34 protein-coding genes are annotated in these 19,974 nt (G+C 66.5%); 32 read left to right on the forward strand and 2 right to left on the reverse strand.

Features of this window, described 5'->3' with window-relative positions:
• Nucleotides 1-27 precede the first annotated feature (27 nt).
• Nucleotides 28-504, reverse strand: coding sequence for a GNAT family N-acetyltransferase (locus ACFVXE_RS13415; protein ID WP_389671293.1), 477 nt, complete (start codon nucleotides 502-504; stop codon nucleotides 28-30).
• Between the two features lie 541 nt (nucleotides 505-1,045).
• Here ACFVXE_RS13415 and rpsJ point away from each other — a divergent pair.
• The 32 genes from rpsJ to truA all read left to right on the forward strand — a co-directional run bounded on the left by rpsJ (nucleotide 1,046) and on the right by truA (nucleotide 19,032).
• Nucleotides 1,046-1,354 carry a 30S ribosomal protein S10 gene (gene rpsJ / locus ACFVXE_RS13420; RefSeq protein WP_003948644.1) on the forward strand — a complete coding sequence of 103 codons (309 nt, stop codon included), beginning with the start codon at nucleotides 1,046-1,048 and terminating at the stop codon, nucleotides 1,352-1,354.
• 13 nt (nucleotides 1,355-1,367) lie between these two features.
• Nucleotides 1,368-2,012 carry a 50S ribosomal protein L3 gene (gene rplC / locus ACFVXE_RS13425; protein WP_030914132.1) on the forward strand — a complete coding sequence of 215 codons (645 nt, stop codon included), beginning with the start codon at nucleotides 1,368-1,370 and terminating at the stop codon, nucleotides 2,010-2,012.
• A 4-nt stretch (nucleotides 2,013-2,016) separates the two neighbouring features.
• The gene (gene rplD / locus ACFVXE_RS13430; protein WP_030914133.1) at nucleotides 2,017-2,667 is read left to right on the forward strand and encodes a 50S ribosomal protein L4; all 651 of its coding nucleotides are present in this window, start codon (nucleotides 2,017-2,019) and stop codon (nucleotides 2,665-2,667) included.
• Nucleotides 2,667-2,990 carry a 50S ribosomal protein L23 gene (gene rplW, locus ACFVXE_RS13435; RefSeq protein WP_037688005.1) on the forward strand — a complete coding sequence of 108 codons (324 nt, stop codon included), beginning with the start codon at nucleotides 2,667-2,669 and terminating at the stop codon, nucleotides 2,988-2,990. Before rplD ends, rplW begins: the two co-directional genes overlap by 1 nt.
• 39 nt (nucleotides 2,991-3,029) lie before the next feature.
• Nucleotides 3,030-3,866: a 50S ribosomal protein L2 gene (gene rplB, locus ACFVXE_RS13440; protein WP_093773282.1), complete on the forward strand. Its 837-nt coding sequence runs from the start codon at nucleotides 3,030-3,032 to the stop codon at nucleotides 3,864-3,866.
• Nucleotides 3,867-3,878: 12 nt separating this feature from the next.
• A complete protein-coding gene (gene rpsS, locus ACFVXE_RS13445; RefSeq protein WP_003966956.1) occupies nucleotides 3,879-4,160 on the forward strand; it encodes a 30S ribosomal protein S19 in 282 nt (93 codons plus the stop codon).
• Between the two features lie 40 nt (nucleotides 4,161-4,200).
• Nucleotides 4,201-4,548, forward strand: coding sequence for a 50S ribosomal protein L22 (rplV, locus tag ACFVXE_RS13450; protein WP_004571827.1), 348 nt, complete (start codon nucleotides 4,201-4,203; stop codon nucleotides 4,546-4,548).
• Nucleotides 4,548-5,384 (forward strand): 30S ribosomal protein S3, encoded by an 837-nt coding sequence (gene rpsC / locus ACFVXE_RS13455; protein ID WP_037688007.1) that lies wholly within the window; start codon nucleotides 4,548-4,550, stop codon nucleotides 5,382-5,384. Before rplV ends, rpsC begins: the two co-directional genes overlap by 1 nt.
• A gap of 5 nt (nucleotides 5,385-5,389) precedes the next feature.
• Entirely contained in the window at nucleotides 5,390-5,809 is a 420-nt protein-coding gene (rplP, locus tag ACFVXE_RS13460; RefSeq protein ID WP_014047785.1) for a 50S ribosomal protein L16, read from the forward strand.
• The gene (gene rpmC / locus ACFVXE_RS13465) at nucleotides 5,809-6,033 is read left to right on the forward strand and encodes a 50S ribosomal protein L29 (protein ID WP_015035581.1); all 225 of its coding nucleotides are present in this window, start codon (nucleotides 5,809-5,811) and stop codon (nucleotides 6,031-6,033) included. The genes rplP and rpmC overlap by 1 nt, the downstream gene beginning before the upstream one ends.
• Nucleotides 6,033-6,317: a 30S ribosomal protein S17 gene (gene rpsQ, locus ACFVXE_RS13470; RefSeq protein ID WP_030977953.1), complete on the forward strand. Its 285-nt coding sequence runs from the start codon at nucleotides 6,033-6,035 to the stop codon at nucleotides 6,315-6,317. The genes rpmC and rpsQ overlap by 1 nt, the downstream gene beginning before the upstream one ends.
• A gap of 109 nt (nucleotides 6,318-6,426) precedes the next feature.
• On the forward strand, nucleotides 6,427-6,795 hold the full coding sequence (gene rplN, locus ACFVXE_RS13475) for a 50S ribosomal protein L14 (RefSeq protein WP_003966950.1): 369 nt from the start codon (nucleotides 6,427-6,429) through the stop codon (nucleotides 6,793-6,795).
• A 2-nt stretch (nucleotides 6,796-6,797) separates the two neighbouring features.
• Entirely contained in the window at nucleotides 6,798-7,121 is a 324-nt protein-coding gene (gene rplX, locus ACFVXE_RS13480; RefSeq protein WP_030977955.1) for a 50S ribosomal protein L24, read from the forward strand.
• A complete protein-coding gene (gene rplE / locus ACFVXE_RS13485) occupies nucleotides 7,121-7,678 on the forward strand; it encodes a 50S ribosomal protein L5 (RefSeq protein WP_037688009.1) in 558 nt (185 codons plus the stop codon). The genes rplX and rplE overlap by 1 nt, the downstream gene beginning before the upstream one ends.
• Before the next feature lie 2 nt (nucleotides 7,679-7,680).
• Entirely contained in the window at nucleotides 7,681-7,866 is a 186-nt protein-coding gene (locus ACFVXE_RS13490) for a type Z 30S ribosomal protein S14 (protein WP_003948630.1), read from the forward strand.
• Nucleotides 7,867-8,090: 224 nt separating this feature from the next.
• Nucleotides 8,091-8,489, forward strand: a complete 399-nt coding sequence (gene rpsH, locus ACFVXE_RS13495; RefSeq protein WP_030977958.1) for a 30S ribosomal protein S8 — start codon at nucleotides 8,091-8,093, stop codon at nucleotides 8,487-8,489.
• A gap of 21 nt (nucleotides 8,490-8,510) precedes the next feature.
• Nucleotides 8,511-9,050: a 50S ribosomal protein L6 gene (rplF, locus tag ACFVXE_RS13500; protein ID WP_030977959.1), complete on the forward strand. Its 540-nt coding sequence runs from the start codon at nucleotides 8,511-8,513 to the stop codon at nucleotides 9,048-9,050.
• Nucleotides 9,051-9,052: 2 nt separating this feature from the next.
• Nucleotides 9,053-9,436, forward strand: coding sequence for a 50S ribosomal protein L18 (gene rplR, locus ACFVXE_RS13505; protein ID WP_030914149.1), 384 nt, complete (start codon nucleotides 9,053-9,055; stop codon nucleotides 9,434-9,436).
• Between the two features lie 47 nt (nucleotides 9,437-9,483).
• Nucleotides 9,484-10,089, forward strand: a complete 606-nt coding sequence (rpsE, locus tag ACFVXE_RS13510) for a 30S ribosomal protein S5 (protein WP_030977962.1) — start codon at nucleotides 9,484-9,486, stop codon at nucleotides 10,087-10,089.
• Entirely contained in the window at nucleotides 10,089-10,271 is a 183-nt protein-coding gene (gene rpmD, locus ACFVXE_RS13515; RefSeq protein WP_007826007.1) for a 50S ribosomal protein L30, read from the forward strand. Before rpsE ends, rpmD begins: the two co-directional genes overlap by 1 nt.
• 1 nt (nucleotide 10,272) lies before the next feature.
• Entirely contained in the window at nucleotides 10,273-10,728 is a 456-nt protein-coding gene (gene rplO, locus ACFVXE_RS13520; protein ID WP_018550610.1) for a 50S ribosomal protein L15, read from the forward strand.
• Between the two features lie 223 nt (nucleotides 10,729-10,951).
• Nucleotides 10,952-12,271: a preprotein translocase subunit SecY gene (secY, locus tag ACFVXE_RS13525; protein WP_389671294.1), complete on the forward strand. Its 1,320-nt coding sequence runs from the start codon at nucleotides 10,952-10,954 to the stop codon at nucleotides 12,269-12,271.
• Nucleotides 12,271-12,930, forward strand: coding sequence for an adenylate kinase (locus ACFVXE_RS13530; protein WP_389671295.1), 660 nt, complete (start codon nucleotides 12,271-12,273; stop codon nucleotides 12,928-12,930). The genes secY and ACFVXE_RS13530 overlap by 1 nt, the downstream gene beginning before the upstream one ends.
• A 123-nt stretch (nucleotides 12,931-13,053) precedes the next feature.
• Complete coding sequence (gene map / locus ACFVXE_RS13535) at nucleotides 13,054-13,890, forward strand: type I methionyl aminopeptidase (protein ID WP_389671296.1); 837 nt, start codon at nucleotides 13,054-13,056, stop codon at nucleotides 13,888-13,890.
• Between the two features lie 251 nt (nucleotides 13,891-14,141).
• A complete protein-coding gene (gene infA / locus ACFVXE_RS13540) occupies nucleotides 14,142-14,363 on the forward strand; it encodes a translation initiation factor IF-1 (protein WP_003956442.1) in 222 nt (73 codons plus the stop codon).
• A 60-nt stretch (nucleotides 14,364-14,423) separates the two neighbouring features.
• Nucleotides 14,424-14,537, forward strand: a complete 114-nt coding sequence (gene rpmJ, locus ACFVXE_RS13545) for a 50S ribosomal protein L36 (RefSeq protein WP_003956441.1) — start codon at nucleotides 14,424-14,426, stop codon at nucleotides 14,535-14,537.
• A 197-nt stretch (nucleotides 14,538-14,734) separates the two neighbouring features.
• Nucleotides 14,735-15,115: a 30S ribosomal protein S13 gene (rpsM, locus tag ACFVXE_RS13550; RefSeq protein WP_018519286.1), complete on the forward strand. Its 381-nt coding sequence runs from the start codon at nucleotides 14,735-14,737 to the stop codon at nucleotides 15,113-15,115.
• Nucleotides 15,116-15,220: 105 nt separating this feature from the next.
• Nucleotides 15,221-15,625: a 30S ribosomal protein S11 gene (rpsK, locus tag ACFVXE_RS13555; RefSeq protein ID WP_003956432.1), complete on the forward strand. Its 405-nt coding sequence runs from the start codon at nucleotides 15,221-15,223 to the stop codon at nucleotides 15,623-15,625.
• Nucleotides 15,626-15,654: 29 nt separating this feature from the next.
• A complete protein-coding gene (gene rpsD, locus ACFVXE_RS13560; RefSeq protein WP_389671297.1) occupies nucleotides 15,655-16,281 on the forward strand; it encodes a 30S ribosomal protein S4 in 627 nt (208 codons plus the stop codon).
• 109 nt (nucleotides 16,282-16,390) lie between these two features.
• Nucleotides 16,391-17,413, forward strand: a complete 1,023-nt coding sequence (locus tag ACFVXE_RS13565) for a DNA-directed RNA polymerase subunit alpha (RefSeq protein WP_024755423.1) — start codon at nucleotides 16,391-16,393, stop codon at nucleotides 17,411-17,413.
• Between the two features lie 182 nt (nucleotides 17,414-17,595).
• Nucleotides 17,596-18,090 carry a 50S ribosomal protein L17 gene (gene rplQ / locus ACFVXE_RS13570; protein WP_389671298.1) on the forward strand — a complete coding sequence of 165 codons (495 nt, stop codon included), beginning with the start codon at nucleotides 17,596-17,598 and terminating at the stop codon, nucleotides 18,088-18,090.
• Nucleotides 18,091-18,177: 87 nt separating this feature from the next.
• Nucleotides 18,178-19,032, forward strand: coding sequence for a tRNA pseudouridine(38-40) synthase TruA (gene truA / locus ACFVXE_RS13575; RefSeq protein ID WP_389671299.1), 855 nt, complete (start codon nucleotides 18,178-18,180; stop codon nucleotides 19,030-19,032).
• Nucleotides 19,033-19,104: 72 nt separating this feature from the next.
• Here the strand turns inward: truA and ACFVXE_RS13580 are convergent, their stop codons facing one another.
• Entirely contained in the window at nucleotides 19,105-19,959 is an 855-nt protein-coding gene (locus ACFVXE_RS13580) for a hypothetical protein (protein WP_389671300.1), read from the reverse strand.
• Nucleotides 19,960-19,974: the final 15 nt, after the last annotated feature.

Genomic DNA, 19,974 nt, shown 5'->3' on the forward strand with positions numbered 1-19,974 from the left:
CGGCAGATTAGACGGCGCGCGCGGTGGTCACGCCGGTTGCCGCTGCCACACGCCGGAGCGGCGCACCAGATGGACGTCGACGGGGTCCTCGCCCTCCAGGGTGAATCCGTGGCGCTCGTACAGCCTGCGGGCGGCGCTGCCCTGGAGGACGTGCAGACGGACCTCCGCCCGTTCGGCGTCGGCGCGCTCCAGCAGGCCGCGCAGGATGGCGGAACCGATGCCGCGGCCCTGCACGGCGGGGGAGAGGTAGAAGCTCTCCAGCCACCAGCCGTTCTCCACCGGTCGCATGGTGACGGAGCCGGCGAACGCGCCGTCCGCGACGACGACCGAGGTGTACTCCGGTACGAAGCCGTCCCGCAGCCGCTGCCGTACGCGATGTTCGTCGTACCGGCCCAGGCGCTCCAGGTCGGGGCGCATGACCAGGGCCCTCAGTTCGGCGATCTGTTCGAGGTCGGAGAGGCCGGCGGGGCGCAGCGTCCAGGCCGGCTCGGTGCTCTTCTTCACGGACGGAGTATCACCGGCGATCCCGCGACCGGCGGCGGCCGTCTCGGCGGGTGGACGGAGCGTGGCATCCGTCACGGTGGGCGGCGCGGCCGTGACACCCGGAGCCGGGCGAACGGACGTCGCCGCAGCTCCCCGGCGACGCACGCCCGCGTTTGACCATTCGGGCACGCGGGGTAAGATCCTCCGCCCGATTGGCCAGCGCCGCGCCCGCTATGGCACACTGGCCAGGTTGCTCGGTTGAGTGTCAATGCTGCGCGCCTCCCGCCGGGAGGACCGGAAGCGAGTCCCACAGTACTCGTCGGCCCCATGCGGGCCGGACGTACGGGAATCTTTCGGGAAGCGTAAGTGGGGCGCCGGCCAGGCACCCGGTGGGTGTTCCGCCCCCGGTTCCGCGGTCCACGGCCCGCACCCCCTTGGTTGGGAAATCCTTCGGGAGATCCGCGTAGAGGGGATGCGACACGCCCGACCGCGTGGGTCGGAGGAGGAGTTTCCAGAACCCCCGGGTTCCAGAGCGTTACGAGAGACAGGACTACTAGTAGCCATGGCGGGACAGAAGATCCGCATCCGGCTCAAGGCCTACGACCACGAGGTCATCGACTCCTCGGCGAAGAAGATCGTCGAGACGGTGACCCGCACTGGTGCGTCGGTCGCGGGCCCGGTGCCGCTGCCCACTGAGAAGAACGTGTACTGCGTCATCAAGTCGCCGCACAAGTACAAGGACTCGCGCGAGCACTTCGAGATGCGCACGCACAAGCGCCTCATCGACATCCTCGACCCCACGCCGAAGACGGTTGACTCGCTGATGCGTCTCGACCTGCCGGCCGGCGTCGACATCGAGATCAAGCTCTGAGGTGACGCGCGAGATGGCTAAGAACATTAAGGGCGTCCTGGGCGAGAAGCTCGGCATGACCCAGGTCTGGGACGAGAACAACCGGGTCGTCCCGGTGACCGTCGTCAAGGCCGGGCCCTGCGTCGTCACCCAGGTCCGCACCAACGACAGCGACGGCTACGAGTCGGTCCAGATCGCCTTCGGCGAGATCGACCCGCGCAAGGTGAACAAGCCCCTCAAGGGCCACTTCGCCAAGGCCGACGTGACCCCGCGCCGCCACCTGGTGGAGCTCCGCACCCCTGACGCCAGCGAGTACACGCTGGGCCAGGAGGTCACTGCCGCAGTGTTCGAGTCCGGCGTCAAGGTTGACGTCACGGGCAAGAGCAAGGGCAAGGGCTTCGCCGGTGTGATGAAGCGTCACAACTTCAAGGGTGGCAAGGCGTCCCACGGTGCCCACCGTGTGCACCGTATGCCCGGCTCCATCGGTGGCTGTGCCACCCCCGGCCGTGTCTTCAAGGGCATGCGCATGGCGGGTCGCATGGGCAACGAGCGTGTCACCACCCAGAACCTGACCATCCACGCGGTTGACGCGGAGAAGGGTCTGCTCCTCATCAAGGGCGCAGTCCCCGGTCCGAACGGCGGCCTCGTCCTGGTCCGTACCGCGGCCAAGGGGGCTTGAGGTAATGAGCACCATTGACATCCTTTCGCCGGCAGGCGACAAGGCCGGTACCGTCGAGCTCCCCGCGGAGATCTTCGACGCGAAGACCAGCGTTCCGCTGATCCACCAGGTCGTTGTCGCACAGCTGGCTGCTGCCCGTCAGGGCACGCACAAGACCAAGCGGCGCGGCGAAGTCCGTGGTGGTGGCCGCAAGCCGTACCGCCAGAAGGGCACCGGCCGCGCCCGCCAGGGTTCGACCCGCGCACCGCAGTTCGTCGGCGGTGGCGTCGTCCACGGCCCGCAGCCGCGCGACTACTCGCAGCGCACCCCGAAGAAGATGAAGGCCGCCGCCCTGCGTGGTGCCCTCTCCGACCGGGCTCGCCACTCCCGTATCCACGTCGTCACCGGCGTGGTCGACGGTGCAGTCTCCACGAAGGCCGCCAAGACGCTGTTCGGCAAGATCTCGGAGCGCAAGAACCTGCTCCTGGTCGTCGACCGCGCCGACGAGGCCGCGTGGCTGTCCGCCCGTAACCTGCCCCAGGTGCACATCCTGGAGCCGGGCCAGCTCAACACGTACGACGTGATCGTCTCCGACGACGTGGTCTTCACCCAGGCCGCTTTCGAGTCCTTCGTGTCTGGCCCCAAGGCCGATGAGACCGAAGGGAGCGACGCCTGATGAGCGAGGCGACCGTAACCAGCAAGACCTTCACGGACCCGCGCGACGTTCTCGTCAAGCCGGTCGTTTCCGAGAAGAGCTACGCGCTGCTCGACGAGAACAAGTACACGTTCATCGTCGCGCCCGGCTCCAACAAGACCCAGATCAAGCAGGCCGTGGAAGCGGTCTTCTCGGTCAAGGTCACCGGGGTCAACACGATCAACCGGCAGGGTAAGCGCAAGCGCACCAAGACCGGTTTCGGCAAGCGCGCCGACACGAAGCGCGCCATCGTGACCCTCGCCGAGGGCGACCGTATCGACATCTTCGGCGGCCCGACCTCCTGACGGAGGTCGAGTCGTCCGGAATCGGACGAGGACTGAGAAATGGGTATCCGCAAGTACAAGCCGACGACCCCGGGCCGTCGTGGCTCCAGCGTCGCCGACTTTGTCGAGATCACGCGGTCCACGCCGGAGAAGTCGCTGGTCCGCCCCCTGCACAGCAAGGGCGGCCGTAACAACGCCGGTCGTGTGACCGTTCGCCACCAGGGCGGTGGCCACAAGCGCGCCTACCGAGTGATCGACTTCCGTCGTCACGACAAGGACGGCGTGCCGGCCAAGGTCGCGCACATCGAGTACGACCCCAACCGCACCGCGCGCATCGCGCTCCTGCACTACGCGGACGGCGAGAAGCGCTACATCATCGCGCCGCGTGGACTGACGCAGGGCGACCGGGTCGAGAACGGCCCCGCGGCCGACATCAAGCCCGGCAACAACCTGGCGCTGCGCAACATCCCGGTCGGTACGACCATCCACGCCATCGAGCTGCGGCCCGGCGGCGGCGCGAAGTTCGCCCGTTCCGCGGGTGCCTCCGTGCAGCTGCTGGCGAAGGAGGGCACCATGGCCCACCTTCGTATGCCGTCGGGTGAGATCCGCCTGGTCGACGCGCGCTGCCGCGCGACGATCGGCGAGGTCGGCAACGCCGAGCAGTCGAACATCAACTGGGGCAAGGCCGGCCGTATGCGCTGGAAGGGCGTTCGCCCGACCGTCCGCGGTGTCGCGATGAACCCGGTTGACCACCCGCACGGTGGTGGTGAGGGCAAGACCTCCGGTGGTCGCCACCCGGTCTCGCCGTGGGGTCAGAAGGAGGGTCGTACTCGCTCGCCGAAGAAGGCATCGAGCAAGTACATCGTCCGCCGCCGCAAGACGAACAAGAAGCGCTAGGAGCGGGTTTAGATGCCGCGCAGTCTCAAGAAGGGGCCCTTCGTCGACGGCCACCTCATCAAGAAGGTGGACGTACAGAACGAGGCAGGCACCAAGAACGTCATCAAGACCTGGTCCCGTCGCTCGATGATCGTCCCGGCCATGCTGGGTCACACCATCGCGGTGCACAACGGCAAGATTCACGTCCCGGTGTTCGTCACCGAGTCGATGGTCGGCCACAAGCTCGGCGAGTTCTCGCCGACTCGCACCTTCCGCGGCCACGTCAAGGACGACCGGAAGTCGAAGCGCCGCTAACGCGGGGTGACTGACTATGACTTACACCGAAGGGACAACCATGGAAGCCAGGGCCCAGGCGCGGTACATCCGCGTCACGCCCATGAAGGCCCGCCGCGTGGTGGACCTCATCCGTGGCATGGATGCCACGGAGGCTCAGGCGGTCCTGCGTTTCGCCCCGCAGGCCGCGAGCGTGCCGGTTGGCAAGGTGCTTGACAGCGCCATCGCCAACGCTGCACACAACTACGACCACACCGACGCCTCTTCGCTGGTCATCAGCGAGGCGTACGTGGACGAGGGCCCGACCCTGAAGCGGTTCCGTCCGCGTGCTCAGGGCCGTGCCTACCGGATCCGTAAGCGGACCAGCCACATCACCGTGGTCGTCAGCAGCAAGGAAGGAACCCGGTAATGGGCCAGAAGGTAAACCCGCACGGGTTCCGGCTCGGCATTACCACGGACTTCAAGTCCCGTTGGTACGCCGACAAGCTGTACAAGGACTACGTCAAGGAAGACGTCGCCATTCGTCGCATGATGACGAAGGGCATGGAGCGGGCCGGCATCTCGAAGGTCGAGATCGAGCGCACCCGCGACCGCGTCCGCGTTGACATCCACACCGCCCGCCCGGGCATCGTCATCGGTCGCCGTGGCGCCGAGGCCGACCGCATCCGTGGCGAGCTGGAGAAGCTGACCGGCAAGCAGGTCCAGCTGAACATCCTCGAGGTCAAGAACCCCGAGGTGGACGCTCAGCTGGTGGCCCAGGCCGTCGCCGAGCAGCTCTCCTCCCGCGTCTCCTTCCGTCGTGCCATGCGTAAGAGCATGCAGAGCTCGATGAAGGCCGGCGCCAAGGGCATCAAGATCCAGTGCGGTGGCCGCCTCGGCGGCGCCGAGATGTCCCGCTCGGAGTTCTACCGCGAGGGCCGTGTGCCCCTGCACACGCTCCGTGCGAACGTCGACTACGGCTTCTTCGAGGCCAAGACGACCTTCGGCCGCATCGGTGTGAAGGTCTGGATCTACAAGGGCGACGTCAAGAACATCGCCGAGGTCCGCGCCGAGAACGCTGCTGCCCGCGCTGGCAACCGCCCGGCCCGTGGCGGCGCTGACCGCCCGGCCGGCCGCGGTGGCCGCGGTGGCGAGCGTGGCGGTCGCGGTCGCAAGCCGCAGCAGTCCGCGCCGGCAGCGGAGGCCCCCAAGGCCGACGCTCCCGCCGCCGCTGCTCCGGCTGAGAGCACCGGAACGGAGGCCTGACCGAAATGCTGATCCCCCGTAGGGTCAAGCACCGCAAGCAGCACCACCCGAAGCGCAGCGGTATGTCCAAGGGTGGCACGCAGGTTGCGTTCGGCGAGTACGGCATCCAGGCGCTGACCCCGGCGTACGTGACGAACCGCCAGATCGAGGCCGCTCGTATCGCGATGACCCGCCACATCAAGCGTGGCGGCAAGGTCTGGATCAACATCTACCCGGACCGCCCCCTGACGAAGAAGCCTGCCGAGACCCGCATGGGTTCCGGTAAGGGTTCTCCCGAGTGGTGGATCGCGAACGTCAAGCCCGGTCGGGTGATGTTCGAGCTGTCCTACCCGAACGAGAAGATTGCTCGTGAGGCGCTTACCCGCGCTGCTCACAAGCTTCCGATGAAGTGCCGGATCGTTCGGCGCGAGGCAGGTGAGTCGTGATGTCGGCCGGTACCAAGGCGTCCGAGCTGCGCGAGCTGGGCAACGAGGAGCTCCTCAACAAGCTCCGCGAGGCCAAGGAAGAGCTGTTCAATCTCCGCTTTCAGGCGGCGACCGGTCAGCTCGAGAACCACGGCCGGCTCAAGTCCGTCCGTAAGGACATCGCCCGGATCTACACCCTGATGCGCGAGCGCGAGCTGGGCATCGAGACGGTGGAGAGCGCCTGATGAGCGAGAAGACTGTGACTGAGACGAACACCGACCGCGGTTTCCGCAAGACCCGTGAGGGTCTCGTCGTCAGCGACAAGATGGACAAGACCGTCGTCGTCGCTGTCGAGGACCGCGTCAAGCACGCGCTGTACGGCAAGGTCATCCGCCGTACGAACAAGCTGAAGGCTCACGACGAGCAGAACGCTGCGGGCGTAGGCGACCGTGTCCTCCTCATGGAGACCCGGCCGCTGTCCGCGACGAAGCGCTGGCGCGTCGTCGAGATCCTCGAGAAGGCCAAGTAATTCCTGAGGGGCATTCCCCTCAGGCAAGTTCCGCCAGGCTCGGCGGGGAGCACCGTAAGTCACTTGCGGAGCTCCCCGCCGGGAACCGGCAGACGATCAGGAGATAGACGTGATCCAGCAGGAGTCGCGACTTCGCGTCGCCGACAACACGGGTGCGAAGGAAATCCTCACCATCCGTGTTCTCGGTGGTTCGGGTCGCCGCTACGCGGGCATCGGTGACGTCATCGTCGCCACCGTCAAGGACGCGATCCCCGGTGGCAACGTGAAGAAGGGTGACGTCGTCAAGGCCGTCATCGTTCGCACCGTCAAGGAGCGTCGCCGTCAGGATGGCTCGTACATCCGCTTCGACGAGAACGCCGCCGTCATTCTGAAGAACGACGGCGACCCCCGCGGCACCCGTATCTTCGGCCCGGTGGGCCGTGAGCTGCGCGAGAAGAAGTTCATGAAGATCATCTCGCTCGCGCCGGAGGTGCTGTAAGCATGAAGATCAAGAAGGGCGACCTGGTTCAGGTCATCACCGGTAAGGACAAGGGCAAGCAGGGCAAGGTCATCGTGGCCTACCCCGTGCAGAACCGCGTCCTCGTCGAGGGTGTCAACCGGGTCAAGAAGCACACCAAGGCCGGTCAGACGGCTCGCGGCTCGCAGACCGGTGGCATTGTCACCACCGAGGCCCCGATCCACGTCAGCAACGTTCAGCTGGTTGTGGAGAAGGACGGCAAGAAGGTCGTCACCCGCGTCGGCTACCGCTTTGACGACGAGGGCAAGAAGATCCGCGTTGCCAAGCGGACCGGTGAGGACATCTGATGACTGCCACCACTGCGCCGCGTCTCAAGACGCGCTACCGCGAGGAAATCGCCGGCAAGCTGCGTGAGGAGTTCTCGTACGAGAACGTCATGCAGATTCCCGGTCTGGTCAAGATCGTGGTCAACATGGGTGTGGGCGACGCCGCCCGCGACTCCAAGCTGATCGATGGCGCCGTGCGCGACCTCACCACGATCACCGGTCAGAAGCCGGCCGTCACGAAGGCCCGCAAGTCCATCGCGCAGTTCAAGCTGCGCGAGGGCCAGCCGATCGGCTGCCACGTCACCCTCCGTGGTGACCGGATGTGGGAGTTCCTGGACCGTACGCTGTCGCTCGCGCTGCCGCGTATCCGTGACTTCCGTGGCCTGTCGCCGAAGCAGTTCGACGGCCGTGGCAACTACACCTTCGGTCTCACGGAGCAGGTCATGTTCCACGAGATCGACCAGGACAAGATCGACCGGGTCCGGGGCATGGACATCACCGTGGTCACCACGGCGACCAATGACGACGAGGGTCGTGCCCTCCTTCGTCACCTCGGCTTCCCGTTCAAGGAGAACTGACCGTGGCGAAGAAGGCTCTGATCGCTAAGGCCGCCCGTAAGCCGAAGTTCGGCGTTCGCGGGTACACCCGCTGCCAGCGCTGCGGCCGGCCCCACTCCGTCTACCGCAAGTTCGGCCTGTGCCGCGTGTGCCTTCGTGAGATGGCTCACCGTGGCGAGCTGCCGGGCGTGACCAAGAGTTCCTGGTAAATCTCCTTCGCCCACTGGGCGTTGGAACTACCCGGAAGCTCTCGGTAAGCATCTGGTCGGCAGGAGCCCGGCTCTTCATGCCGTAGGCTTGAAGGGTTGGGCGCCTGCCGCCCAAGACCGACTTACTACGCCGTAGGTCCCCGCACCGCACCCGTCCCGCCACTGAGTGGGGAGAGGGATGGCGCATACAGGAAACCCCGGCGAGAGAGGCCGAAGGCCAATTCATGACCATGACTGATCCCATCGCAGACATGCTCACGCGTCTGCGTAACGCGAACTCGGCGTACCACGACGACGTCGTGATGCCGCACAGCAAGATCAAGTCGCACATCGCGGAGATCCTCCAGCAGGAGGGCTTCATCACGGGCTGGAAGGTCGAGGACGCCGAGGTTGGCAAGAACCTCGTCCTCGAGCTGAAGTTCGGCCCGAACCGCGAGCGCTCGATCGCCGGCATCAAGCGAATCTCGAAGCCGGGTCTGCGTGTATACGCAAAGTCCACCAACCTGCCGAAGGTCCTCGGCGGCCTGGGCGTGGCGATCATCTCCACGTCCCACGGTCTCCTGACCGGCCAGCAGGCTCAGAAGAAGGGCGTAGGTGGGGAAGTCCTCGCCTACGTCTGGTAGTCGGGAACGGAGGAATAGCTAATGTCGCGAATCGGCAAGCTCCCCATCCAGGTTCCCGCCGGTGTGGACGTCACCATCGATGGCCGTACGGTCGCGGTGAAGGGCCCCAAGGGTTCCCTCTCGCACACCGTTGCCGCGCCGATCGAGGTCACCAAGGGTGAGGACGGCGTCCTGAACGTCGTCCGCCCGAACGACGAGCGTCAGAACAAGGCCCTTCACGGCCTGTCCCGCACGCTGGTGGCGAACATGATCACCGGTGTGACCCAGGGATACATCAAGGCGCTCGAGATCAGTGGTGTCGGTTACCGAGTCCAGGCGAAGGGCTCCAACCTGGAGTTCGCCCTGGGCTACAGCCACCCGATCCTGATCGAGGCCCCGGAGGGCATCACCTTCAAGGTGGAGTCCCCCACGAAGTTCTCCGTCGAGGGCATCGACAAGCAGAAGGTCGGCGAGACCGCGGCCAAGATCCGCAAGCTGCGGAAGCCTGACCCGTACAAGGCCAAGGGCGTCAAGTACGCCGGCGAGGTCATCCGCCGCAAGGTCGGAAAGGCTGGTAAGTAGCGATGGCATACGGCGTAAAGATCGCCAAGGGCGACGCATACAAGCGTGCCGCCCTCAAGCGTCGCCACATCCGCGTCCGCAAGCACATCTCCGGTTCGCCGGAGCGTCCCCGCTTGGTCGTGACGCGTTCCAACCGCCACATGGTCGCTCAGGTCATCGACGACATCGCGGGCCACACGCTCGCGTCGGCGTCGACCCTGGACGTGTCCATCCGTGGTGGCGAGGGTGACAAGAGCGCCCAGGCCAAGCAGGTCGGCGCCCTGGTCGCTGAGCGTGCCAAGGCCGCAGGCGTCGAGGCCGTCGTGTTTGACCGCGGTGGTAACCAGTACGCCGGGCGGATTGCCGCTCTGGCTGACGCCGCCCGTGAAGCCGGGCTGAAGTTCTAAGCCCCGGTTCCTACGCACAGCGGACGTAACAGAGAGAGGTAAATCCAATGGCTGGACCCCAGCGCCGCGGAAGCGGTGCCGGTGGCGGCGAGCGGCGGGACCGGAAGGGCCGTGACGGCGGCGCAGCTGCCGCCGAGAAGACCGCGTACGTTGAGCGCGTTGTCGCGATCAACCGCGTCGCCAAGGTTGTGAAGGGTGGTCGTCGCTTCAGCTTCACCGCGCTGGTCGTGGTGGGCGATGGTGACGGCACCGTCGGTGTCGGTTACGGCAAGGCCAAGGAAGTTCCCGCGGCCATCGCCAAGGGCGTGGAAGAAGCCAAGAAGAACTTCTTCAAGGTTCCGCGCATCCAGGGCACCATCCCTCACCCGATCACGGGCGAGCGGGCCGCGGGTGTCGTGCTGCTGAAGCCGGCTTCCCCCGGTACCGGTGTTATCGCCGGTGGCCCGGTGCGCGCCGTTCTGGAGTGCGCCGGCGTTCACGACATCCTGTCGAAGTCGCTTGGCTCGTCCAACGCGATCAACATCGTGCACGCGACCGTGGCGGCCCTCAAGGGTCTGCAGCGTCCCGAGGAGATCGCGGCTCGCCGTGGTCTGCCCCTCGAGGACGTCGCCCCCGCGGCTCTGCTTCGTGCACGTGCGGGAGCGGGTGCGTAATGGCTCGCCTCAAGATCACGCAGACGAAGTCGTACATCGGCAGCAAGCAGAACCACCGCGACACCCTGCGTTCGCTCGGGCTCAAGCGCCTGAACGACACGGTTGTCAAGGAGGACCGTCCCGAGTTCCGCGGCATGGTGCACACCGTCCGCCACCTCGTGACGGTTGAGGAGGTCGACTGACATGGCGGAGAACAAGCCGCTGAAGGCCCACGACCTCCGGCCTGCCCCGGGCGCCAAGACCGCCAAGACCCGTGTGGGTCGTGGTGAGGCGTCCAAGGGTAAGACCGCTGGTCGTGGTACCAAGGGCACGAAGGCCCGTTACCAGGTTCCGGAGCGCTTCGAGGGTGGGCAGATGCCCCTCCACATGCGTCTCCCGAAGCTCAAGGGCTTCAAGAACCCGTTCCGCACCGAGTACCAGGTCGTGAACCTGGACAAGCTCGCGACGCTCTACCCCGAGGGTGGAGAGGTCACGGTGGCCGACCTGGTCGCCAAGGGTGCCGTGCGCAACAACCACCTCGTCAAGGTCCTCGGACAGGGCGAGATCTCCGTGGCGCTGCAGGTTTCGGTTGACGCCGTCTCCGGCTCCGCCAAGGAGAAGATTGCCGCCGCCGGCGGCACCGTCACTGAGCTCGTCTGAGACAACTCGGACAACTCGATGGCTTGAACATCCGACCGGGGATGCCTCTCATTTGAGGCATCCCCGGTTGGTCGTTCCTAGGGGGGCATGGTCGCCGGTAAGGTGGCGTGCACTTGATGTGGTAAACCCCTGGGCGCAGGCCCGGGAAACTTTCACTGTTACGTATTCGTCGATCCTCAAGACCGTCACCTCTACGCATCGCGCGGGGGTCGCAGGAGGCACCGTGCTCACCGCGTTCGCCCGGGCGTTCAAGACGCCCGACCTGCGCAAGAAGCTGCTCTTCACGCTCGGCATCATCGTGCTCTACCGGCTCGGGGCACACATCCCGGTACCGGGTGTGAGCTACGAGAACGTCCAGACCTGTGTTGATCAGGCAAGTAAAGGCAACAACAGCCTCTTCGGCCTGGTGAACATGTTCAGCGGTGGTGCACTGCTGCAGATCACGATCTTCGCGCTCGGCATCATGCCGTACATCACAGCCAGCATCATCCTTCAGCTGCTGACTGTGGTCATTCCCCGACTCGAGGCGCTCAAGAAGGAGGGGCAGTCCGGGCAGACCAAGATCACGCAGTACACGCGTTATCTGACGGTCGCGCTCGCCATCCTCCAGGGCACCGGCCTGGTGGCCACGGCCACCAGCGGCGCGCTCTTCAGCGGCTGCCCGGTCGCCGACCAGATCGTCCCCAACCACTCGATCTTCACCACCATCGTGATGGTCATCACGATGACCGCCGGCACCGCCGCCGTCATGTGGCTCGGTGAGCTCATCACCGACCGCGGCATCGGCAACGGCATGTCGATCCTGATGTTCATCTCGATCGCCGCCAGCTTCCCCGGCGCCCTGTGGGCCATCAAGCAGAGCGGCAAGCTGGCCGACGGCTGGATCGAGTTCGGCACGGTCATCCTGGTCGGCTTCGTGATGGTGGCTCTCGTCGTCTTCGTGGAGCAGGCTCAGCGCCGTATCCCGGTGCAGTACGCGAAGCGCATGATCGGCCGCAGGTCGTACGGCGGTACGTCCACGTACATCCCGCTGAAGGTGAATCAGGCGGGTGTGATTCCCGTCATCTTCGCTTCTTCGCTGCTCTACATCCCGGCCCTGGTCGTCCAGTTCTCCAACTCCACTGCGGGCTGGGCGACCTGGATCAAGGACCACTTCGTCAAGGGCGACCACCCGTACTACATCACGGCGTACTTCCTGTTGATCGTCTTCTTCGCCTTCTTCTATGTGGCGATTTCGTTCAACCCCGAGGAAGTCGCCGACAACATGAAGAAGTATGGTGGCTTCATCCCGGGTATCCGGGCTGGTCGACCTACTGCCGAGTACCTGAGCTACGTGCTCAACAGGATCACTTGGCCGGGCTCGCTGTACCTGGGTCTGATCGCTCTTGTGCCGACGATGGCGTTGGCAGGCTTCGGCGGTGCAAACCAGAACTTCCCGTTCGGCGGGACGAGCATCCTCATCATCGTGGGTGTGGGTCTGGAGACCGTGAAGCAGATCGAGAGTCAGCTCCAGCAGCGCAATTACGAAGGGTTCCTCCGCTGATGCGAATCGTCCTCGTCGGGCCGCCCGGTGCCGGCAAGGGAACGCAGGCTGCGTACCTTGCCAAGAACCTGTCGATTCCACAGATCTCCACGGGCGACCTCTTCCGCGCCAACATCAGCCAGGGCACCGACCTTGGCAAGCAGGCCCGCGCCTACATGGACGCGGGGCAGCTGGTGCCGGACGAGGTCACCATCGGGATGGCCAAGGACCGCATGTCCCAGCCGGACGCCGTGAACGGCTTCCTGCTGGACGGCTTCCCGCGCAACGTGGGGCAGGCCGAGGCACTGGACGCCATGCTCAAGGAGCAGGGCACCAAGCTGGACGCGGTCCTGGACCTGGAGGTCCCCGAGGACGAGGTGGTCAAGCGCATCGCCGGCCGCCGCATCTGCCGGAACGACGGCTCGCACGTCTTCCACGTGACGTACAACCAGCCGAAGACCGAGGGTGTCTGCGACACCTGCGGCGGCGAGCTGTACCAGCGGGACGACGACACCGAGGAGACGGTCCGGACCCGGCTGGAGGTCTACCACACCCAGACCGAGCCGATCATCGACTACTACCGGGCCCAGGGCCTGGTGGTCACGATCTCCGCGCTCGGCAAGGTCATGGACGTGACCGAGCGGGCGATGGAAGCCCTCAAGAAGTCCGCCGAGGACTGAGGAACACCCTGTAATACCTGTGCAGACGGCCGCGGCGTCCTTGGGCGCCGCGGCCGACTGTTTGCGCCGTATCGTGGAGTACGCCGCACCCCGTCCCCCTTCGATGCAGAGAGGCGCCGCGCAATGGTGCAGATCAAGACCCCCGAGCAGATCGCGAAGATGCGTGAGGCGGGGCTGGTGGTCGCTGCCATTCATGCGGCCACGCGGGAAGCGGCGGTGCCCGGCGCCACCACCCAGGACCTGGACCAGGTCGCACGCAAGGTGATCGCCGACCACGGGGCGAAGTCGAACTTCCTCGGGTACGGAGGATTCCCGGCGACCATCTGCACCTCGGTCAACGAGGTCGTCGTGCACGGCATCCCGGACGACAAGACCGTCCTGAAGGACGGCGACATCATCTCCATCGACGCCGGCGCGATCGTGGACGGCTGGCACGGCGACGCCGCGTACACGGCCTTCGTCGGAACCGGTCACGCTCCGGAGCTCATCGAGCTCTCCCGGGTGACCGAGGAGTCCATGTGGGCCGGGATCGCCGCAATGAAGGTGAACAACCGGCTCGTCGACATCTCGAAGGCGATCGAGTCGTACATCCGCCGCCAGCCGCGTCCGGCCACCGGCAAGTACGGGATCATCGAGGACTACGGCGGCCACGGCATCGGCACCGAGATGCACATGGACCCGCACCTGCTGAACTACGTCGCGCGCAAGCGCGGCAAGGGCATCAAGCTGGTCCCCGGTCTCTGCCTGGCCATCGAGCCGATGGTCTCGCTCGGTACGCCGCAGACCGAGGTGCTGAAGGACGACTGGACGGTCATCACGACCGACGGCACCTGGTCCTCGCACTGGGAGCACTCGATCGCCCTCACCGAGCAGGGCCCCCTGGTCCTGACGGCTCCCGACTGCGGCCGCGCCAAGCTGGCCGAGTACGGAATCCAGGCGGCGCCCGACCCGCTGGGCTGAGGCACGCCGAACCCCGCCCCCGCCGGTTCCGTGCCGGTGCGGCCGCCCGTCCTGTTCGCTCCGCCGAACGGCGGCGGTCGCGCGAGGACTGGGGCCCGAAATCGGGTCTAAGGATCTCCTGGGGTGGGCAAACTTGACGGATTCGTCTTTTGGGGTCCGCTGACGTAGACTGACTCGTCGGCTCTCGTGCGTCCGTGTGTCCGCATACGGAGCTGGGAGTCGATCAAGGTAGCCGATTCGAAAGGCGAAGCGTGGCCAAGAAGCAAGGTGCCATCGAAATTGAGGGCACCGTGATCGAGTCCCTCCCGAACGCCATGTTCAAGGTGGAACTCCAGAACGGTCACAAGGTCCTCGCGCACATCAGCGGCAAGATGCGGATGCACTACATCCGAATCCTCCCGGATGACCGGGTCGTGGTGGAGCTCTCTCCGTACGACCTGACGCGTGGCCGGATCGTCTACCGATACAAGTAGATCTTGCCCACACCCCGCCACGGCGGGGTGCTGGCACTGACCCGGAGAACCTGACATCCCATGAAGGTCAAGCCGAGCGTCAAGAAGATCTGCGACAAGTGCAAGGTGATCCGCCGTCACGGTCGGGTCATGGTCATCTGCGACAACCTGCGCCACAAGCAGCGCCAGGGCTGACGCACGACCCCCTGCATCTCGCAGCACTTCGCGCGACGCACGTAATACGTACATACGCAGTGCCCGTCCAAGCTTCGGCTGACGACACCTCCGGCGGGGGCCGGGGACCCGGACGTACCACCGCTTCCTCGCGGAAGTGGTCGGCGGCCGGGAGTGGTACTGCGGAAGACCCCCGAAATAACAACTGGAGCCATTGAATGGCACGCGTTTCAGGTGTTGACATCCCGCGCGAAAAGCGCGTGGAGGTTGCCCTCACCTACGTCTTCGGTATCGGGCGCACCCGGTCCAAGGAGATCCTCGCCACCACGGGTGTGAACCCGAACACGCGCGTTCGCGACCTGGCCGAAGAGGACCTGGTCAAGATCCGCGAGTACGTGGACGCCAACCTCCGCACCGAGGGTGACCTCCGTCGCGAGATTCAGGCCGACATCCGCCGCAAGGTCGAGATCGGCTGCTACCAGGGTCTGCGTCACCGCCGCGGCCTGCCGGTCCACGGCCAGCGCACCAGCACGAACGCTCGTACCCGCAAGGGCCCGCGTCGCGCGATCGCCGGCAAGAAGAAGCCGGGCAAGAAGTAGTCCTCAGCGGACGCACTGTGGCAGTCCGGATCCCCGGGCCGTCGCAGCATCCAGCGGTCTTCGCTGTAGGACCGATCACCTCCCCTCTCCATCTGGAGTACAGACATGCCCCCCAAGGGACGTCAGGGCGCAGCCAAGAAGGTGCGTCGCAAGGAAAAGAAGAACGTTGCTCACGGCCACGCGCACATCAAGAGCACGTTCAACAACACGATCGTCTCGATCACGGACCCCTCGGGCAACGTGATCTCCTGGGCCTCCGCCGGCCACGTCGGCTTCAAGGGCTCGCGCAAGTCCACCCCCTTCGCCGCGCAGATGGCCGCCGAGTCGGCCGCCCGCCGCGCGCAGGAGCACGGCATGCGCAAGGTCGACGTCTTCGTGAAGGGTCCGGGCTCCGGCCGCGAGACCGCGATCCGCTCCCTCCAGGCCACCGGCCTCGAGGTCGGTTCGATCCAGGACGTCACCCCCACTCCGCACAACGGATGCCGGCCGCCCAAGCGCCGTCGCGTCTGACGCTCTGAAGCAACGGAGACAACTGGAAAATGGCGCGATACACCGGGGCCGACTGCAAGCGTTGCCGTCGTGAGAAGCAGAAGCTGTTCCTTAAGGGCAGCAAGTGCGAGAGCGCGAAGTGCCCGATCGAGATCCGTCCTTACCCCCCGGGTGAGCACGGACGCGGGCGCACCAAGGACAGTGAGTACCTTCTTCAGCTTCGTGAGAAGCAGAAGTGCTCGCGGATCTACGGTGTCCTTGAAAAGCAGTTCGTGAACTACTACAAGGAAGCGAACCAGAAGACCGGCAAGACCGGTGAGAACCTTCTGCGCATCCTTGAGACCCGCCTCGACAACGTGGTCTACCGGGCCGGCTTCGCCAAGTCCCGCGACCACGCCCGTCAGCTGGTGCGTCACGGACACATCGCCGTGAACGGCACGAAGACCGACATTCCGTCGGCCCGCGTCGCCGCGAACGACGTCATCGAGGTCCGCACGAAGTCCAAGGCCCTAACCCCCTTCCAGGTGGCCCAGGCCGAGGCCGGCGAGCGCACCGTTCCGGCGTGGCTCGAAGCCGTGCCGTCGACGCTGCGGATCCTCGTGCACTCCCTGCCCGAGCGCCAGGTGATCGACACCCAGGTGCAGGAGCAGTTGATCGTCGAGCTCTACTCCAAGTAGGAGAGCTCGCGGGTCCGGGCGGTACGGCTCTTTCGGGTCGTGCCGCCCGTACCCTTGTCAGTATCTGGGGGCGTCAAATAGTGGGCGCCCACGACTGAAGGACCACAGCATGCTTATCGCTCAGCGTCCGTCGCTGACCGAAGAGGTCGTCGACGAGTTCCGCTCCCGGTTCGTGATCGAGCCGCTGGAGCCGGGCTTCGGCTACACCCTCGGTAACTCTCTCCGCCGCACGCTCCTCTCCTCGATCCCGGGCGCCGCTGTCACCAGCATCCGGATCGACGGTGTCCTGCACGAGTTCACCACCGTGCCGGGCGTCAAGGAGGACGTCACCGACCTCATCCTCAACATCAAGCAGCTGGTCGTCTCCTCGGAGCACGACGAGCCGGTCGTGATGTACCTGCGCAAGCAGGGTCCCGGCCTGGTCACCGCTGCTGACATCGCCCCGCCGGCCGGCGTCGAGGTCCACAACCCGGACCTGGTCCTCGCCACGCTGAACGGCAAGGGCAAGCTGGAGATGGAGCTGACCGTCGAGCGCGGTCGCGGCTACGTCTCCGCCGTCCAGAACAAGCAGGCGGGCCAGGAGATCGGCCGTATCCCGGTCGACTCCATCTACTCGCCGGTGCTCAAGGTCACGTACAAGGTCGAGGCGACCCGTGTCGAGCAGCGCACCGACTTCGACAAGCTGATCGTCGACGTCGAGACCAAGCAGGCCATGCGTCCCCGTGACGCCATGGCGTCGGCCGGTAAGACCCTGGTCGAGCTGTTCGGTCTGGCGCGCGAGCTCAACATCGACGCCGAGGGCATCGACATGGGCCCGTCCCCGACGGACGCCGCTCTCGCTGCCGACCTGGCGCTGCCGATCGAGGAGCTGGAGCTCACGGTCCGCTCGTACAACTGCCTCAAGCGCGAGGGCATCCACTCCGTGGGTGAGCTCGTGGCGCGTTCCGAGGCCGACCTGCTCGACATCCGCAACTTCGGTGCGAAGTCGATCGACGAGGTCAAGGCGAAGCTGGCCGGCATGGGCCTGGCGCTCAAGGACAGCCCGCCCGGATTCGACCCGACCGCCGCCGCCGACGCCTTCGGCGCCGACGACGACGCGGACGCGGGCTTCGTCGAGACCGAGCAGTACTAGTACGCCTCCGGCCGGGGCGTCCGGGTTTCCCGGGCACCCCGGACCGGGGTGAGGGCTCTGCCCTCGGACGCCGGACGGGCCCGACGGGTCTGTCCGGCCCATGATCTTCCGTGAGGCGGCCGCTTCACGGGAACTGACACCGGTACCTGATACGGCCGGTGCAGCACACAAGGAGAAACACCATGCCGCGTCCCGCAAAGGGTGCCCGTCTGGGCGGCAGCGCCGCGCACGAGCGTCTGCTTCTCGCGAACCTCGCGAAGTCGCTGTTCGAGCACGGCCGCATCACGACGACCGAGGCCAAGGCCCGCCGCCTGCGTCCGGTCGCCGAGCGTCTGATCACCAAGGCGAAGAAGGGCGACATCCACAACCGTCGCCTGGTGCTCGCGACGATCACGGACAAGAGCATCGTGCACACGCTCTTCACCGAGATCGCCCCGCGCTACGAGAACCGCCCCGGTGGTTACACCCGCATCACCAAGATCGGCAACCGTCGTGGCGACAACGCCCCGATGGCCGTCATCGAGCTGGTCGAGGCGCTGACCGTGGCGCAGCAGGCCACCGGTGAGGCCGAGGCCGCGACGAAGCGTGCGGTCAAGGAAGACTCCCTCAAGAAGGACGAGGCCCCGGCCGAGTCCGTCGAGGACGCCGCTCCGGCGGAGGAGTCCAAGGACGCCTGAGCGTTCTGAGACCACTGGACGGGCCCGCATCACCCTTCGGGGCGGTGCGGGCCCGTTCCGTATGTTCAGGCTTGAGAGGATCGTTGGGTGAGTGACGAAGTGGAGCCCGGACACGTACGGGTGCGGCTGGACCTTGCGTACGACGGCAAGGATTTCTCCGGCTGGGCGAAGCAGACGGCCAGGCGGACCGTGCAGGGGGAGATCGAGGACGCGCTGCGGACCGTGACCCGGTCCTCGCGTACGTACGACCTGACGGTCGCCGGCCGGACGGACGCCGGGGTGCACGCCCGCGGTCAGGTCGCGCACGTCGACCTGCCGGCCGGGGTGTGGGCCGAGCACGGCGAGTTGCTGCTGCGGCGGATGGCGGGGCGGATGGCGCCCGACGTACGGATCTGGAAGGTGGCCGAGGCCCCGCCGGGGTTCAACGCCCGTTTCTCCGCGCTGTGGCGGCGCTACGCGTACCGGGTATCCGACCGCCCCGGTGGTGCCGATCCGCTGACCCGGGGCCATGTGCTGTGGCACGACCGTCCGCTGGACGTGGAGGCGATGAACGCGGCGGCCGCGCGCATGCTCGGGGAACACGACTTCGCCGCGTACTGCAAGAAGCGCGAGGGTGCGACGACCATCCGTACGCTGCAGAAGCTGAGTTGGGAGCGGGACGCGGTGTCCGGAGTGGTCACGGGGACCGTGCAGGCCGACGCGTTCTGCCACAACATGGTGCGCGCGCTGGTGGGAGCGATGCTGTTCGTGGGCGACGGGCGCCGCCCCGATCCGTGGCCGGCCGAGGTACTGGCCGCCGGGGTCCGGGATCCGGGCGTGCACGTGGTGCGGCCGCACGGGCTGACGCTGGAGGAAGTCGCCTATCCCGCCGACGGGTTGCTCGCGGCGCGGAACAAGGAGGCCCGCAACGTGCGGTCGCTGCCGGGCGGCGGTTGCTGCTAGTGCTGTGACCGGAGCCGGGCGTTCGCGGGGTGCCGGGGGCGGCGCCGCACGCGCCGCCGCCCCCGGCGCCGGTCAGCCGGTGGACGCGGTCGCCGCCGCGGAGGCCTGGACCTCGCCGCGGTGGCGGATCTGACGGAACGTGAAGTTCGTCAGGTCGTCGCCGACCGTGAAGACGTCCCTGTCCGCCTTGGTGACGTTCTTGCCGCTCGTGAAGCCCCCGACGGTGAAGTAGGCGTAGCGGCCGTACGAGTTGGCGGTGCGGCGGCAGATCGCTCCGGCACGGCAGAACGTCGGTACGCCCGAGCCGCTCAGCGACGCCAGACCGCCGGACGCCTGCTGGGCCGCCTTCTTCGCCTGCGCCTCGGTGTCGAAGACCGCGATGCCGACCGTGACGGCCACCCCGGCCCTGCTGTACGTGGCGCGGATGACCTGGCCGCACCCGTTGTTCGTGAGGATCGAGCCGAGTGCGCCCTGGGTGGTGGCGGCGCAGCTGGTGGTGTGGTGCGTGGCGCCCTTGGCGTAGGCGCGGTCGCCCATCGTCAGCTTCTTGCCGGGGTAGAAGGAGTCGACGGTGATCGGCGCCCGGTCCTTCTTCACATCCGATATGTAGTCCTTCGGGTCCGGCGGGGGCGGGGGCGCCACCGTGGAGAAGGACGGCGCGGGCTCGGCCGAGTCGGTCGGCAGATCGGCGGGCCCCGGCAGGTCACCGGTGTTCCTGTCCGAGCCGGTGGAGCCGCTGTCGTGGTTGGTCGTGATCACGGCTGTGGCGACGATCGCCGCGACCGCGGCGGTGGCGAGCGCGCCGCCGCCGATCAGCAGCCATTTCTTGCGGCGGCTCCGCGCGGCGGATTCTTCGGCCAGCGCTGCCCAGTCCGGAGTGTGGTTGCCTCCGGGCCCCCAGGAGGGCCCCCCTTGCCCAAAGCTCATGCGGCGAATCCTAGA

This window comes from Streptomyces sp. NPDC058231 (assembly GCF_042882275.1).
Classification (GTDB): Bacteria; Actinomycetota; Actinomycetes; order Streptomycetales; family Streptomycetaceae; genus Streptomyces.

Coding starts and splice junctions, on each gene's coding strand:
- rpsJ (WP_003948644.1), top strand. CDS start 1,046: ATGGCGGGACAGAAGATCCGCATCCGGCTCAAGGCCTACGACCACGAG.
- rplC (WP_030914132.1), top strand. CDS start 1,368: ATGGCTAAGAACATTAAGGGCGTCCTGGGCGAGAAGCTCGGCATGACC.
- rplD (WP_030914133.1), top strand. CDS start 2,017: ATGAGCACCATTGACATCCTTTCGCCGGCAGGCGACAAGGCCGGTACC.
- rplW (WP_037688005.1), top strand. CDS start 2,667: ATGAGCGAGGCGACCGTAACCAGCAAGACCTTCACGGACCCGCGCGAC.
- rplB (WP_093773282.1), top strand. CDS start 3,030: ATGGGTATCCGCAAGTACAAGCCGACGACCCCGGGCCGTCGTGGCTCC.
- rpsS (WP_003966956.1), top strand. CDS start 3,879: ATGCCGCGCAGTCTCAAGAAGGGGCCCTTCGTCGACGGCCACCTCATC.
- rplV (WP_004571827.1), top strand. CDS start 4,201: ATGGAAGCCAGGGCCCAGGCGCGGTACATCCGCGTCACGCCCATGAAG.
- rpsC (WP_037688007.1), top strand. CDS start 4,548: ATGGGCCAGAAGGTAAACCCGCACGGGTTCCGGCTCGGCATTACCACG.
- rplP (WP_014047785.1), top strand. CDS start 5,390: ATGCTGATCCCCCGTAGGGTCAAGCACCGCAAGCAGCACCACCCGAAG.
- rpmC (WP_015035581.1), top strand. CDS start 5,809: ATGTCGGCCGGTACCAAGGCGTCCGAGCTGCGCGAGCTGGGCAACGAG.
- rpsQ (WP_030977953.1), top strand. CDS start 6,033: ATGAGCGAGAAGACTGTGACTGAGACGAACACCGACCGCGGTTTCCGC.
- rplX (WP_030977955.1), top strand. CDS start 6,798: ATGAAGATCAAGAAGGGCGACCTGGTTCAGGTCATCACCGGTAAGGAC.
- rplE (WP_037688009.1), top strand. CDS start 7,121: ATGACTGCCACCACTGCGCCGCGTCTCAAGACGCGCTACCGCGAGGAA.
- rpsH (WP_030977958.1), top strand. CDS start 8,091: ATGACCATGACTGATCCCATCGCAGACATGCTCACGCGTCTGCGTAAC.
- rplF (WP_030977959.1), top strand. CDS start 8,511: ATGTCGCGAATCGGCAAGCTCCCCATCCAGGTTCCCGCCGGTGTGGAC.
- rplR (WP_030914149.1), top strand. CDS start 9,053: ATGGCATACGGCGTAAAGATCGCCAAGGGCGACGCATACAAGCGTGCC.
- rpsE (WP_030977962.1), top strand. CDS start 9,484: ATGGCTGGACCCCAGCGCCGCGGAAGCGGTGCCGGTGGCGGCGAGCGG.
- rpmD (WP_007826007.1), top strand. CDS start 10,089: ATGGCTCGCCTCAAGATCACGCAGACGAAGTCGTACATCGGCAGCAAG.
- rplO (WP_018550610.1), top strand. CDS start 10,273: ATGGCGGAGAACAAGCCGCTGAAGGCCCACGACCTCCGGCCTGCCCCG.
- ACFVXE_RS13530 (WP_389671295.1), top strand. CDS start 12,271: ATGCGAATCGTCCTCGTCGGGCCGCCCGGTGCCGGCAAGGGAACGCAG.
- map (WP_389671296.1), top strand. CDS start 13,054: ATGGTGCAGATCAAGACCCCCGAGCAGATCGCGAAGATGCGTGAGGCG.
- rpmJ (WP_003956441.1), top strand. CDS start 14,424: ATGAAGGTCAAGCCGAGCGTCAAGAAGATCTGCGACAAGTGCAAGGTG.
- rpsM (WP_018519286.1), top strand. CDS start 14,735: ATGGCACGCGTTTCAGGTGTTGACATCCCGCGCGAAAAGCGCGTGGAG.
- rpsK (WP_003956432.1), top strand. CDS start 15,221: ATGCCCCCCAAGGGACGTCAGGGCGCAGCCAAGAAGGTGCGTCGCAAG.
- rpsD (WP_389671297.1), top strand. CDS start 15,655: ATGGCGCGATACACCGGGGCCGACTGCAAGCGTTGCCGTCGTGAGAAG.
- ACFVXE_RS13565 (WP_024755423.1), top strand. CDS start 16,391: ATGCTTATCGCTCAGCGTCCGTCGCTGACCGAAGAGGTCGTCGACGAG.
- rplQ (WP_389671298.1), top strand. CDS start 17,596: ATGCCGCGTCCCGCAAAGGGTGCCCGTCTGGGCGGCAGCGCCGCGCAC.
- ACFVXE_RS13580 (WP_389671300.1), bottom strand. CDS start 19,959: ATGAGCTTTGGGCAAGGGGGGCCCTCCTGGGGGCCCGGAGGCAACCAC.